The sequence below is a fragment of the Roseibium album genome (genome assembly GCF_965233825.1).
Lineage (GTDB): Bacteria > Pseudomonadota > Alphaproteobacteria > Rhizobiales > Stappiaceae > Roseibium > Roseibium album.
Map to the genome: position 1 here is coordinate 371,842 of NZ_OZ247583.1, position 13,324 is coordinate 385,165.

Genomic DNA, 13,324 nt, shown 5'->3' on the forward strand with positions numbered 1-13,324 from the left:
CTCAGGATCCGAACCTAGTCTGCAAGCCTCGGCGCGAGACGAACGCCCGGGGGCGGTGAACTTTCACGGACGCGCAATTCCGGCTCGATCACGATCGGCTTGTTTGGAACCCTGTCGCCCGCTATCTGGCGCAGCAGGGTCAATGCAGCCAACCGGCCGATCTTGTCCGGCTGGTTGGCGATGGTCGTCAATGCAGGTGTTCTCGCATCGGCCCCGTCAATGTCGTCATAGCCCGTAATGGCCATGTCCGGACCCGGCTCGATGCCGGCACGCCGCAGTGTCGTCATCATTCCGAACGCGACCAGGTCGTTGAAACCGACGATCGCCGTTGGCCGTTCATCTGCTTCCATGATCGCGGGTACAGCCGCACGTCCGTCCGCCTGTGTCATGAGTTCAGGCAGATCGAGCTGCGACCGGTAGTCGATTCCCGCCTCCTCAAGAGCGTTTCGCCAGCCCTCGTTCCTGTGTCGACCGGTCGAACTTTCCCGGCGCCCACCGGCCATTGCAATCTTCGTGTGGCCCTGAGCCAGAAGGTGTTTGGTCGCCAGATAGGTGCCGGCAACATCGTCGCCCCGCACGCACGGTGCCCAGACACCGGGCACTTCGCGCGCGACCAGCGTTACAGGGATACCCTGATCAACGAGCCGGTTGATCTCTTCCGCGGTCGTGCCGACTGAAGGACACAGGATCAGTCCGTCGGCTCTGTGCTGCAAAAGCGTGTTGACGAATCCGCGCTGCCTCTTCACGTCATCGCGGTGATTACAGATGAAAATCATCTGTCCCTGTTCTTCCAGAACGTCTTCAAGCGCTGAAAAGACTTCGGCAAAATATGGATTGAGGATGTCGTGAACAGCAACACCGACGATCTGACTGCGCGAGGTACGCAGCGAGGCGGCGGAGCGGTTGTAGATATAGCCGATCTCCTGCGCCGTCTGCTTGACCTTCTCGCGTGTCTCCTCCGCGACCAGGGGGCTGTCGCGCAACGCGAGCGAAACCGTGGCCGTCGAAATCCCGAGCTGGTCGGCGATATGACCGAGCGTGAGGCGCTTGCCCGGCTTGGGTGGCAAATCTGATGAAGGTGACGTGGAGTCTTTGTCTTCTGACATTCAGTGGTCTCAATTCCCGCGGCAGCGACAGGAACGACCGTTATAGCCCCCGGCTGCCGCGGTAAACAGACAAAATTGCCGACTACCGACCTTGTGGAGCGGATTCGTCGTATTCTGTTCTCAGATTGACAACCACGCGGCGGTTCTGAGACTGGCATTCGATCGAGGCGCAATCCGTGACCGGGCGTTCGACTCCATAGCCTTTGGACCACACCCGCTTTGGGCTGACCCCAAGGCTGACGAGTTCGGCCATCACTGCATCGGCCCTCTTCGCGGAAAGCGTTTTCTGTGCCGCTTCACTGCCCGGGTCATCTGCGTGGCCCTGGACCTTAACCAGCCACTTCTTGTTGCGTTTGAGCCAGTCTGCCTGGCTCTTGATTGTCATCTTGGCTTCTTCGGTCACGACCGCGGAACCCCTGTCGAAGTAAACCCGTCGTCCGACATTGATGATGAATTCTTCTTCGGAGCCGTTCGAAATCTGGCCGAACCCGGCTGCCGGTGCGTTTGTAACATCCGGCGACGACAGGCCGCCGGCGGAATTACAGGCAGCCAGCCCGAATCCGCACAAGACGACGATCAATGCACTCTGGCCCCATCGGCCAATCCAATTACCCAAGAATGCCCCCCAAGAATTTTTGTTTTTCTCCGAAAGTGCCGGCGTCAGCCGGCACTTGCCCCAAGATGCTCAAGAACAAGAACCGCTGTTCCTTTCGGGCACCGTTGGTACAGGTCGATGACATCTTCCGGCAGCATGCGGACGCACCCGCTGGAGACGTCATGCCCGATGCTCCAGGGTTCCAGCGTCCCGTGCAGACGGTAGCCGAGATCCCTGCCGTCCCGGTAGAGATACAGAGCCCTTGGACCGAGCGGATTGTTGGCGGCGCCGCCGTCGACCTTGCGCGGCAATTCGGGTTGACGCTTCAACATCTCGGGCGGTGGAACCCACCGCGGCCACAGTGCCTTGCGGTCGATCCGGGCACGTCCGTACCATTTGAAGCCTTCCCGGCCGACACCCACGCCATATCTCAGCGCCGTGTTGTTTTCCCAGATCCAGTAAAGAAAGTGGTTCTTGGTATCGACCACGACAGTCCCCGGAGGTTCCGGGCTGAAATACTTGACCATCTGGCGGCGCCAGACGGGATCGATGCGGTTCAGGTTTGTACGCCGGTACTGATATCCATTGTCCTGCTGGTAGCCGTTGAAATAGGCATTCGCAGCAGCATTGGCTTTCGCTGCATGTGGCAGTGCAAGAGTCCCCGCAAAAGCTGCGGCTCCTCCTAATAATGTTCGGCGATCAATTTCCATCCCATTCCTCCTAAACAGGTCGGTGACCATATGTCACCCGGGGTCCACGCCAGCCGACATTAAGACGGAATCTCGAGCGACCCGTCAACCGCCAAGAAACGATTGTCTTGGCAAGAAACCTGATCTTCGAGACATTTCTGCCGGAAATGAAGACGTCTTGCTCAGATTTTCCGCATACGTTCCCGGTAGAGAATGTAGAGACCCGACCCGACAACAATAGCCGCACCAATGATGGTCGTGACCGTCGGCACATCGCCGAATACCAGAAATCCGAGCGCAATCATCCAGACGATCTGTGTGTAGATGAACGGCGCGAGCACCGGGGCCGGTGCGATCCTGTGTGCCATGATGAACAGATAATGCCCGCCGCCGCCGAACACACCTGTCGCAAACAGCAGGACCCAGCTCCAGAGGTCCGGCGGCGTCACCCAGACGGTCAGACCTGCGGGCGCCATGGCAATGGCCGCGACAATTCCCGAAATGATCAGCATGCCTGCCGAACTGTCAGTGCCTGTCAACTGTCTGGTGAGTATCGCGTAAATCGCGTAAAAAACCATCGACGCGACCGAATAGACTGCGGCCCAATGCATGTTGCCCAGACCCGGTTGAGTGACGACAAGAATACCCAGGAAACCGATGACAATCGCGATCCAGCGCCTTGGCCCCGCCCATTCTCCCAGCATCGGGCCGGCAAGCGCGGTGATGACGAAAGGCGCGGCAAACATGATCGCCGTCGTTTCCGCCAGTTGCAGGTAGCGAACCGCGAGAAAATTGAAGATTGTTATGCCCAGCAGGCAGAAGGCCCGCACAATATGCAGCATGGGCCTTTTGGTCTTGAACAGCGCCGGATTTTTCCAGACACGAAACAGGAGAAACGACAGGATGACGTGACTGACGAATCGCAGCCAGACAATCTGCAGCGTTGGCACGGATTCGATGAGATACTTTGCTGTCGCATCGAGGAATGAAAAACTCAGACAAGCAAGTACGATGAGGCCGATACCGGCAAGGGGGGCAGCCTCAGTGAGCGAACCACCAGCTTGCGCATCCTGGCTGTCTTGCACCATCAAATTGGCCTTTTACCTGTCATCCGTCGACGAAAACGCCGGGTGTTCGGACGTCTTCGACGAAAAAGTCCGGTTGAGATCGGTTCCGCAACCTACTAGACACATCGTGAGCAAAGCGGGAGCCGGCATGCCTGTTACAGAAATCGATACATGGCTGGGACGCTTGTCCATTCATGAAACGGATGGCGCGATCACTCAACTACTATGGAACGGTTCCGGTCGCAAAGAAGAAACGCCCGTCCTCAAGGAAGCAGCCGCGCAGCTGCAAGCCTATATGAACGGCAAGCTCGAGAAGTTTGACCTGCCCCTGTCGCCGAAAGGCGGTGACCTTCATCAGGCGGTCTTTCGTGCAATGCTGGCGATCCCCTTTGGTGAGACACGGACTTACGGTGATGTCGCCAGGGAACTGGACACATATGGCCAGCCCGTCGGTCAGGCCTGTGGTGCCAATCCGATCCCGATCATCATTCCCTGCCACCGTATTCTTTCGGCCAATGGCCTGGGCGGCTTTTCCGGTTCTGGCGGTACGGAAACCAAGATCGCACTCCTGAAACATGAGGGCGGGTATCCTTTTCTGGTTTGAAGCAAACCAATTGCATCCGCCCATGCTTCTGGCAAAACAAACAGCATTTGATCTTGAGGGCTGCCTGTGGATGACATACGGAACCGTATTGAGCAGGCAACCCTTGACTGAAACACTGGCGGCACTGCTTTGCTTAGGTGATTGAACAGGAACGACCCTGGTACATTTGAGCTGTCGTGAAGACACCCTATGTTCCCGACCCGCGAACACGAGATTTTCAGGAGCGGCCATGAGCGGACTACTTGCCCTACTAGATGACGTTGCAGCCATTGCAAAAGTTGCAGCTGCATCTGTTGATGACGTCATAGGTCAGGCCGCCAAGGCTGGGTCCAAGGCCGCAGGTGCGGTCATTGACGATGCTGCGGTCACGCCGAAATACGTGACCGGCTTCAAACCGGCCCGCGAACTCCCGATTGTCATGCGAATTGCAACCGGATCGCTCAAGAACAAACTGATCTTCCTGTTGCCGGTCGGTCTGGCTCTCAACGAGTTTGCGCCCTGGACGATCACTCCCTTGCTTATGCTCGGCGGGGCTTACCTGTGTTTCGAAGGCGCGGAAAAGATCCACCATCTCTTCGCACACAAGGAAAGCCACGCCGATTTGCCTCTGGAAGAGGCTGTTGATGCAGTCCACCTGGAGGAACAGAAAGTCTCAGGGGCCATCAAGACCGATTTTATCCTGTCTGCGGAAATCATGACGATTGCGCTTTCTGAGATCCCCGAAAGCAACATCTGGATGGAAGCAGCGACACTTGCCGTCGTCGCAATCGGCATCACCGTTATGGTCTATGGTTCGGTCGCGCTCATCGTCAAGGCCGATGATGTCGGACTGATGATGTCCAACAAGGGGCGATTGTCGATTGTACGCGCCCTCGGAAGAGGCATCGTCAAGGCAATGCCGGGTTTCTTGAAGATTCTGATGGCTGTCGGCACTGCCGCCATGCTCTGGGTCGGTGGATCCATTGTCATTCATGGTTTGAAGGAACTCGGCGTCAAATGGTTGTACGGAACCATTCATGATGTGGCTCACGGTGTTGCCCATGGCATCGGGCAGCTGGAAGGCTTTGTCGCCTGGGCCATGACCGCAACATTGGACGGCATTTTCGGATTGATCCTCGGGCTGATCCTGATCCCCATTGTCACCAAGCTGATCCTGCCGGTCTGGAACTCATTCCGGAAAGACACAGGAGAGGTCGGCGGACAATGATTGTCGGCGGAGCCCTCCGGGCAAGGGCTCTGTTTTCTTCCAGAACATTGGAGTTTTAGGCATATTTCCGGTCAAGACTGGCCGATGGATCGCAAAATCCAGGATTCCTCCCTGCCCGAACACCGCTCGGCGAGTGGTCCGTAAATGTCCACACTCGCAAGATTTTCAATTTCATAAATGTCTTTGTACAGGCTGCGAACATGGTCTTCCGGCAGTGAAAATGGCGGCCCTTCCATCTTGCCCTGATCATAGTCGTAGCTGACCAGCAACTGCGGCACGGATGGGCAGAGCGATTGAAGATGCCGAACGTATTTGGTCCTCATCTGCGCCGGCAGCGCGACCAGGGCCGCGCGATCGTAAACAGCATCGACTGAGCCGAGATCCAGGGCGCTCAACTCAAAAAAATCGCCGACCCATATGACAATTCCCTTGCCTGAAAATCGTGTCAGACCGCGAAACCGGGCGACATCCGGCGTCAACGCCAGACGTTCGAAAACCTCGCCGACGGCATCTTGATTCAACTCGATCCCACTGACCCCGTACCCTTGTGAAAGCAGCCAGTCCAAGTCTGCGGTCTTTCCGCAAAAGGGTACGAACACACGCGACCCGGCCGATAAAGACAAAGCCATGAAATGTCGGACGAGATGCCTGTTTGGTACACCTTCGTGGAAGGCAATCTTTCCTTCCTGCCAGCGGGTTTGCCAAAATCTCTTGTCCATGACGTCTTGACCTTTCTGCTGGATGTATTCCCGGAGGCAGGAGTTTGATGCCGATTTGTATGTGCTACGGAATGAATGTGCGCCAGAAGTAGATAACAGACAAAATGGTGCCGAAACCTATGACAATCGTTCGCAGCACCCTCTGATTGACCAGCCTTGCCCATCGGCCTCCCAGGTACCCCCCGAAAACGCTCCCGCTCATCATGGAAAACGCGGCTGGCCAGTCGATCAGTCCTCCGACACCGAAAAGCACTATGCTGATGATCGTGAAATTCGTGGCAAGCAGGTTCTTGATGCTGTTGGCTTCGTGAAAGTCGGAATGACCGATGACCTGAGCAATTGCCAACAGAATGATCCCCAGTCCTGCACCGAAATATCCGCCGTAAATGGATGCCATAAACAGCACGGTGAAGACCAGCGAAGACGTGTGTGACGGTCCTGCAAAATGCAGGAATGCACTGCGCATCTGATCTCCAAATGCAAAAAGCAGTGTTGCGGCTGCCAGGAGAAATGGCACGAGAATCAGAAATGTCTCTGGATTTGAGACCAGGAGAAGTGCCGATCCCGTCGCCGCTCCAGCCCCGGAAATCAGACTCAGCTTGATCAACGCCGGACCCGCTTTCCTGAGTTCTTCCCTGTAGGCGGCAAGGGCTGCTGCATTGGAGGGAAGCAAGCCCAAGAAGTTCGTCGCATTGGCAACGACAGGCGGCAATCCGGCCGCCATGAGTGCGGGAAAAGTGAACAGGGTTGCGCCACCTGCGATCGCATTCCAGACACCGCCGATAAAACCCACCGACAAAAGCAGCATGATGGCCGGGAAATCCATGTCTCAACCTCCAGAGATTGACGGCGAGACTAGATTGGCTATCATCATAAAAAAAATGAATAAAGTTTATAGAGTTGATGAAAAAAAGCGAACGGATGAAACTGTCCAGCGATCTGTTGCGTGCCTTTGTGGCCATAGCCGAACATGGGCATCTCACTCTTGCCGCTGAAAGTTTGAACAGGACTCAGTCGGCCCTGAGCGTACAATTGCGCAAGCTGGAAGCCACGCTCGACGCAAGTCTTTTCGAACGTCACGCGAAGGGTATGAGACTTACGCCTGATGGAGAGAAGCTGTTACCGCTAGCGCAAAGGATCATGGGCGATCTCTATCACGCTCAATCGCTCTTCGAACAACCGCTGCGCGGAAAAATAAGGGTCGGCATTCCCGACCACTACGACGGCACGGTTTTCGAGAAAGTACTGATCAAATTCGGAAAGGACTACCCGCATCTGGATATCTTCGTGAAATCAGGCTGCTCCTCTGGATTTCCGGCGGCCATAGCCGACGGCAGACTGGACATCGCGGTTGTTGCCAGTTCGGAGCCGGGACAGGGAAAACTGCTGGAGACAGAGTTGTCCCATTGGGCCGAAAGCGAAACGTTCGAGTGTGATCCGGACACGCCTGTCCCTCTCGCCGTGCTCGACCGGGGGTGCTGGTGGAGCAAATTGCCTGTCAACCTGTTGTCGCAGGAACAAAGGGCTTTCAACGTGACTTTCAAGAGCGAGAGTTTTTCAAACCTGCGCTGCGCGATACGAGCCGGTCTGGCGATCGGAATATTGCCTGCACGCGCAATCCAGTCGGGAATGCGTGTCTCGCCGGCAAGAAGAAACTTGCCGGCGCTGCCCGCGATGTCACGGTCCCTGCTTGTTGGACCGGCATCACCTCCGGAAATCACAATTGCAATTGCGGCGGCATTGAAAGACGGCCTTGCCTCCGGCTAGTGCACGGATCTTGACACCAAACACATGTGTGCCGGTATGCCCGGGCAAGACCTGCTGCCATTCATTGATGAATGATGTGACAGTTTTCGGCAACGGTGTCCGGTCGGGCGCTTGTTGCCCGATCCCTAAAACAGCACCAATCCAAACAATGCAATGACCGCTGCCATTGTGACCCAGATCAGGAACGCGCCGAAATACTCCCGGCGTGAGCCTAAACCGGAGTGAGCGGCCTTCAGTTTGACAGGTCCAAAACCGTAAGCACCGGCAGCACCTTTCGATGCAGACCGAAAACGCCGGCGCAATTCTGCAGCCTTTCTGGCGCCCCGTTCCTCATTGATCGTCTGAGAGGTTATTGACATTCCGATCTCCTTCCAGAACACCTCTGCTTACGAACAAAAATGGGTTCAGGATCAGGTAATTACAAATGAGCTTTTTGTAATCTTCTCAGCAAGAACGACCGGTCGTACCGACGTCATCACGACGACCCGGGTATCGCAAACCCGAACAATCGCGATTTTCGGATACGGTCGCAAGACACCTCAGAAGAAGTGGAAATTCAGAAAACCGCGCCAGAAACTCCATGGCAATTGAGCCAGTGCGCGGGGTCTTCGCAAACCGTTAGGCCGCGGAACGTTCCTTGTCTTTTCCGGAAGCACTTTTCTTTTCGGCAACCGCAGGCTCTTCGTTATCCGGCTCAAGATCACTTTCATGTTCTGGATCGTCGTCAACCGACAAGGACAGGTTCTTCTCCACCTGTCGAAGCAGTTTGCGCAATTTCTTTCGGTCCTTGTCATCAAGCCCCGACATGGCTTCCCGTTCAAGCCGCTTCCAGGCCTTGTCGACGAAGACCACCAGCTCGCGTCCTTCATCGGTCAGAAAAACCCTTGCCAGACGGCCATCCGTGTCAGAAACTTTTCTGAGCACATAACCCTGGCTTGAAAGACGTGTGACCATTTTTGTAACGGTTGGCGGCTGAACTCCGAGCGCCAATGCCAGCTGGCTCATTGTTCGGCCATCTGAATCAGCCAGCACCTTCAGCACCAGTTCCTGCCCAGGATGCAATCCAATCCGCATGAGATGCGACCCCGACCGGGCCCGCTGCGCCTTTGCTGCCTGAACAAGCCGAAAAGTTATGCTCTTTTTGTAATTGAAAGCCATTGCCCGCTACCTGTTCCAAGTTCAGCCCGAATCGTCATGTCTGTCGCTGTGCAAAGGTAGCCTGAGTATTTAACCGTCAAATGACACATGTCGCTTTGGTGCGGTTTTTTTCTGTTTATCGGCGTTTTGACATTGTTCGCCAGCTAAACCAGACCCCGGTTCGGGAAATGATCAGACAGGTTCGCGCGAAAACATCAGGACTTTACTTTCAAAGATCCGGCCAGCAGTGGAATTGCGAGCGTCAGAAAGGCAACGGTTCCAAAAGACATTCTGAGAGAAAAAAGATCTCCGATGAACCCGAGCAACGGCGGACCGAACAGGAAGGCGCCATAGCCGAGCGTTGCGACCGCAGCAAGGGCCTGGCCCGTCGACATATGCGGATCGCTTGCAGCGCGCGACATGGCCAGTGGAAAGAGAACCGCATAGCCGAGACCCATAACGAAGCTGCCTGCCCAAACGGTCCAGATGTTCAAACCGGAAACCAGAAGCAAGCAGCCCAGGCTGGCGACCAGTCCGCTGGCGCGCGCGACGGCGACCGGGCCATAGAGAGCAATGACCCGGTCCCCGGCAAGCCTCATGATCACCATGGCAACCGAAAAGACTGTGAATGCAGTCGGCGCGATCGCTTCCGAGTAACCGAGATCGTAGATCTGATAGAGCGCAGCCCAGTCGGTCATGGCACCTTCTCCGAGGGCTGCCACAAGTGCAATCAGCCCGGCCAGAAACAAAGCCCCTTTGGGAATGGCAAAAAGCGGAGATTTCCCTTCATTGCGCACGCCCGTTCCGGTGTGCGACCAAGGCTGCCTCAGCGTCCAGACGAGAATTGGAATTGCCAGCGCACTCCACAGACAAAAGTGCTGGGTGACGCTCAGGCCCAGTTTGATCGCGACGCCGCCGGCCGCCGCCGCCACACCCGCCCCGAGACTGAAAAGTCCGTGAAAGGACGACATGATGGGGCGTTCGAGCCTTTTTTCAACTTCAGCGCCCCATCCGTTCATCGAAACATCCAGCGCTCCGAATGCAAATCCTCCCATAAACAAGGTGACTGTCAAAATCGGTGTGGAAGGGGCAAGACCGATGAGCGCAAAGGCGACAACCGTCGCGATTGCAGTCATTTTCGTGACGGAAGCGGAGCCTTTGCGATCCATCAGGGCGCCTGCGAGAGGAAATGCCAGCAGAGCTCCAACCGCCATCACCAGGAGCAATATACCGAAACCACCTTCGCTCAGGCCGGTTGCAGTCTTGATGTCCGGTATGCGGGAAGCCCACAAACCGATGAACGTCCCACACATGAAAAAGACGGCCGAAACGACGCGGCGTGCTGCGATAGCTGGCATGAATTGACCTGAGGCCTGAGACCCTGAAGATCTGCGAAATGAGGTTACGACGGCGGCTGTATCTTGTTCAACGTAACGATTCAACACCGCAGTTCTGCGTTGTATCAGGTTATGTTTTTATGAACAGCCAGGGACCCGTGCAATATCGAGTTAAAGGTCATCCTCTACCAGGTCTATTCAGGAACCCGTTTAGAACGAAATTGAACCGATCTGGATTTTCCAGAAACATGAAATGGCTTCCGCCTTCAGTTTCGGCAAAGATCTCCAGCTCAGCCCCTTTGATCTGGTTTGCAATCCATATTTGTGAATCCAGTGGATGAGGACTTGCTTCAGCTGCAACGACAAGAACTTCTTTGTCTATTTCTCCGACTACACTTCGCCAATCCTGAAGACAGTTATCCGCGAGCAGAACAGCAGCATGGCTGCGTGGGAATTTGAGATTTTCCTTGGCGACGGCAAACAACTTTTCTTCTGGAAATGAGTTTGTAAACATCGGTCGCAGGATTTCGGCGTGTGCAGCGACCGTATCGGCATTTCTTATGGAATTGGTGAAGTTTGCCAGGATCTCGAGAGAGGCGATTATTGCGCCGGCCTCCCGCTGAACCTGTTCGTTCCAATCCGGCCTTGCAAGAAGAGCGGCAGGCTCATCGATGAAGATGACTTTCTGGGGAGGCCTTTCTTTGCCGAACATTGACAGATAAGCCCAAAAAACGGAAGCGCCTAGAGAATGGCAAAGGACGTCGAAATCCGTCAGTGACAACGCGTCCAGAAACTCGACGAGATCCTTTGCAAAGCGGCAAATTCTGTAACCTGTTTCAGGTTTCTCCGACTCTCCATGTCCACGCCAGTCAAGAGCAATAACATGTCGAGTCTCGCAAAGTTTTTCAAATTGACCAGAAAACCCGGTGGCCGATTGCGACCACCCGTGAAGCATGAGAAGTGGTCTGCCGGTACCGCCTTCAAGATAGCTCAATACGGGTCCATCGAGTATCCGGATCGACTTTCGCTGCATGTTCATCTTGATGATCTGATTGGGTGTTGCGACTTGTTTCTATCAATCTAAAGATTGCATTACGCTACTATGGAAGCAAGCAGCGCCTCGGCTTCACTCGCCTTTTGAATGGCGGACTGATAAGCCGACGCAGCCTCGGCGTTTCGGGCTGCAAAGTCGGATTTCTTGTCATCGGACTTGTCGGAATCCGCATTGCCGGCACCACCGGAATCCGCAGATCCGCTGTCAGACGCCTCGGATGCACTGCTTGCCGCTTCCGTTTCGCCCTTGTCGTCGCCCTCCAGTTCCTCCGCCTTCTGCTGGCGCGACTCCGCCTGGGCCTCGGACAATTGAGAGCGGGCCAACTGGGCAACCTTCAGATCCTGTGACGAGGGTTCTGCCGGAGCCAGTGCAGCCCGAATGACGATCTGCATCTTGCGGATGGTTTCCTGCGGCGTTTTTTCCTTGCTCGTGTCGATCTGAACCTCGCCGCCGATCGCGTAGCGCTTCCCATCCGGTCCTTGCTGGAAGGTATAGCTGGGCGCGCCCGCATAAGCCCCTCCGACACGTGCGTGTGCCTGCTCGTGCGCCCGAACCTCACGGTCACGCTTTTCCAGTTCCTGGACCTGTTTTTCCTCTGCCTCGTTCAGGCCGTCGCCATCAGGATCTTCTTTTTCCCCGGTTCCGCCTTGGGCCGGCGACCCGCCGTTCGCGACCTGTGCCGCGGCACTACCATTTGGCCCGGCAACCGGGGCCTGGCCTTGCTCCCCGCTGTCTTCCGCTTCGCCACCAGTTGCTCCGGAACTCGTGTTTCCCTGGTTCCTGGTTTCCGTTTCCTGAGCATCTTGGAGCGCCAACACCGCTTGGGATGTCAGAACAGGGCCATTGTTTCTCCTGGCGGATTGCACGGATGCACTTGCCAGGCTGTTGCGCGCAGTTTCCCGATCCCGGCCAGAAGCGTTTGCCTCTGCCCCGGTTTCAGGTTCACCCGCGACACCACTACTCCTCAAAAGGTTCGCCGGCGTATTGGACAACAGGGCGCCGATCATGCATCCGATTGTCGCCGGTAGAAGTCAGCAAATTCTAAACAGGGGTTAAGTCAGATCGATCATTTGTTTGTGATCAGTTAACCGAACACCAGCGGAAACCTGCTGCCACTTGCCTGTCTGGACAGGCTGTGCCAAGCAGACGCGGGGATCAGGACCACGACAGGACAGAAACAATGCTGCCCAGACACTTTTGGCACGAAATGACCACGGAGGACTTCAAGGACCCGTCCCGGGGCAATTGGATTGCCGTGCTTCCGGTCGCCGCCATCGAGCAGCATGGTCCCCATTTGCCGATTGTCACGGATACCGCCATTGCCGACGGTCAGGTCCAGCGCGTGCTTGAACTGCTTCCGGACGATCTCCCTGCCACCTTTCTGCCAACACAACAGGTCGGCAAATCCGACGAGCACATCTCTTCTCCGGGAACCCTGACATTGTCGTGGGATACGGTGACCCGTTGCTGGATCGAAATTGGCGAATGCGTCGCCCGGGCTGGCATCAGGAAGATGGTCCTTATCAACGCGCACGGCGGCAACGTCCCGATTCTTGATATCGTTGCGCGTGAACTGCGGGTGAAGCACGACATGTTCGTGACCGCCACCAATTGGCTGCGCTTTGGCCAGCCGGAAGGTCTCTTTTCCAAGGAAGAGTTATCCTTCGGCATCCATGGCGGTGACATCGAGACCTCATTGATGCTGCATCTTCGGCCTGACCTCGTGCAAATGGAGCGCGCACAGGACTTCAAGTCGCAACAGCAAGACTACCAGAAGGAATTCAAGCATCTGCGTGGCCATGGCAAGGCGCAATACGGTTGGAAGGCACAGGATCTCAATCCGCTTGGCGCTCTCGGCAATGCTGAAATCGCCACCGCTGAAAAGGGCCGTCTGTCGCTCGACCACGCGGCAAAGGGATTCATCGATCTGCTCAGGGACGTTGAGACATTTGACCTCAATCGGCTCTGGAGACCTTGAACTCAAAATGCGGTAGCGCCTTTCGGGATCACCTTGTTTCCGGCTGAATTCATCTTAAACCACA

At 55.9% G+C, this 13,324-nt stretch carries 15 protein-coding genes; 4 read left to right on the plus strand and 11 right to left on the minus strand.

All coding sequences use genetic code 11. The annotated features are described in order from the left end of the window. Positions 1–14: 14 nt before the first annotated feature. From ACO6TI_RS01715 to ACO6TI_RS01730, 4 genes are all read right to left on the minus strand, one after another. A complete protein-coding gene (locus ACO6TI_RS01715; RefSeq protein ID WP_051645471.1) occupies positions 15–1,106 on the minus strand; it encodes a LacI family DNA-binding transcriptional regulator in 1,092 nt (363 codons plus the stop codon). A gap of 82 nt (positions 1,107–1,188) precedes the next feature. Continuing rightward, positions 1,189–1,722: an OmpA family protein gene (locus tag ACO6TI_RS01720; protein ID WP_208992605.1), complete on the minus strand. Its 534-nt coding sequence runs from the start codon at positions 1,720–1,722 to the stop codon at positions 1,189–1,191. A 44-nt stretch (positions 1,723–1,766) separates the two neighbouring features. Next, positions 1,767–2,411 carry a L,D-transpeptidase gene (locus ACO6TI_RS01725; protein ID WP_055114078.1) on the minus strand — a complete coding sequence of 215 codons (645 nt, stop codon included), beginning with the start codon at positions 2,409–2,411 and terminating at the stop codon, positions 1,767–1,769. Between the two features lie 161 nt (positions 2,412–2,572). Further along, positions 2,573–3,478, minus strand: a complete 906-nt coding sequence (locus ACO6TI_RS01730) for a DMT family transporter (protein WP_055114081.1) — start codon at positions 3,476–3,478, stop codon at positions 2,573–2,575. Between the two features lie 127 nt (positions 3,479–3,605). On the opposite strand from ACO6TI_RS01730, the gene ACO6TI_RS01735 reads away from it, so the two are divergent. Further along, the gene (locus ACO6TI_RS01735; protein WP_029066635.1) at positions 3,606–4,061 is read left to right on the plus strand and encodes a methylated-DNA--[protein]-cysteine S-methyltransferase; all 456 of its coding nucleotides are present in this window, start codon (positions 3,606–3,608) and stop codon (positions 4,059–4,061) included. 229 nt (positions 4,062–4,290) lie between these two features. Beyond that, on the plus strand, positions 4,291–5,268 hold the full coding sequence (locus ACO6TI_RS01740; RefSeq protein WP_055114083.1) for a DUF808 domain-containing protein: 978 nt from the start codon (positions 4,291–4,293) through the stop codon (positions 5,266–5,268). Positions 5,269–5,339: 71 nt separating this feature from the next. On the opposite strand, the gene tmpT is transcribed toward ACO6TI_RS01740, so the two are convergent. After that, positions 5,340–5,987 (minus strand): thiopurine S-methyltransferase, encoded by a 648-nt coding sequence (gene tmpT, locus ACO6TI_RS01745; protein WP_422384218.1) that lies wholly within the window; start codon positions 5,985–5,987, stop codon positions 5,340–5,342. A gap of 64 nt (positions 5,988–6,051) precedes the next feature. Further along, positions 6,052–6,813 (minus strand): sulfite exporter TauE/SafE family protein, encoded by a 762-nt coding sequence (locus tag ACO6TI_RS01750; RefSeq protein WP_422384219.1) that lies wholly within the window; start codon positions 6,811–6,813, stop codon positions 6,052–6,054. A gap of 95 nt (positions 6,814–6,908) precedes the next feature. On the opposite strand from ACO6TI_RS01750, the gene ACO6TI_RS01755 reads away from it, so the two are divergent. Next, entirely contained in the window at positions 6,909–7,754 is an 846-nt protein-coding gene (locus tag ACO6TI_RS01755; protein WP_196878532.1) for a LysR family transcriptional regulator, read from the plus strand. A gap of 125 nt (positions 7,755–7,879) precedes the next feature. Here ACO6TI_RS01755 and ACO6TI_RS01760 read toward each other — a convergent pair whose 3' ends face one another. From ACO6TI_RS01760 to ACO6TI_RS01780, 5 genes are all read right to left on the minus strand, one after another. After that, positions 7,880–8,113, minus strand: coding sequence for a hypothetical protein (locus ACO6TI_RS01760; RefSeq protein WP_158705242.1), 234 nt, complete (start codon positions 8,111–8,113; stop codon positions 7,880–7,882). A gap of 259 nt (positions 8,114–8,372) precedes the next feature. Beyond that, positions 8,373–8,912, minus strand: coding sequence for a MarR family transcriptional regulator (locus ACO6TI_RS01765; protein ID WP_104700798.1), 540 nt, complete (start codon positions 8,910–8,912; stop codon positions 8,373–8,375). A gap of 194 nt (positions 8,913–9,106) precedes the next feature. Beyond that, positions 9,107–10,249, minus strand: a complete 1,143-nt coding sequence (locus tag ACO6TI_RS01770) for an MFS transporter (RefSeq protein WP_055114094.1) — start codon at positions 10,247–10,249, stop codon at positions 9,107–9,109. Between the two features lie 157 nt (positions 10,250–10,406). Further along, positions 10,407–11,222, minus strand: coding sequence for an alpha/beta fold hydrolase (locus ACO6TI_RS01775; protein ID WP_422384220.1), 816 nt, complete (start codon positions 11,220–11,222; stop codon positions 10,407–10,409). Between the two features lie 98 nt (positions 11,223–11,320). Further along, positions 11,321–12,289 carry a putative metalloprotease CJM1_0395 family protein gene (locus ACO6TI_RS01780; protein WP_422384221.1) on the minus strand — a complete coding sequence of 323 codons (969 nt, stop codon included), beginning with the start codon at positions 12,287–12,289 and terminating at the stop codon, positions 11,321–11,323. Between the two features lie 173 nt (positions 12,290–12,462). Between ACO6TI_RS01780 and ACO6TI_RS01785 the strand changes: the two genes are divergently transcribed. After that, positions 12,463–13,260, plus strand: a complete 798-nt coding sequence (locus ACO6TI_RS01785; protein ID WP_196896479.1) for a creatininase family protein — start codon at positions 12,463–12,465, stop codon at positions 13,258–13,260. Positions 13,261–13,324 lie beyond the last annotated feature (64 nt).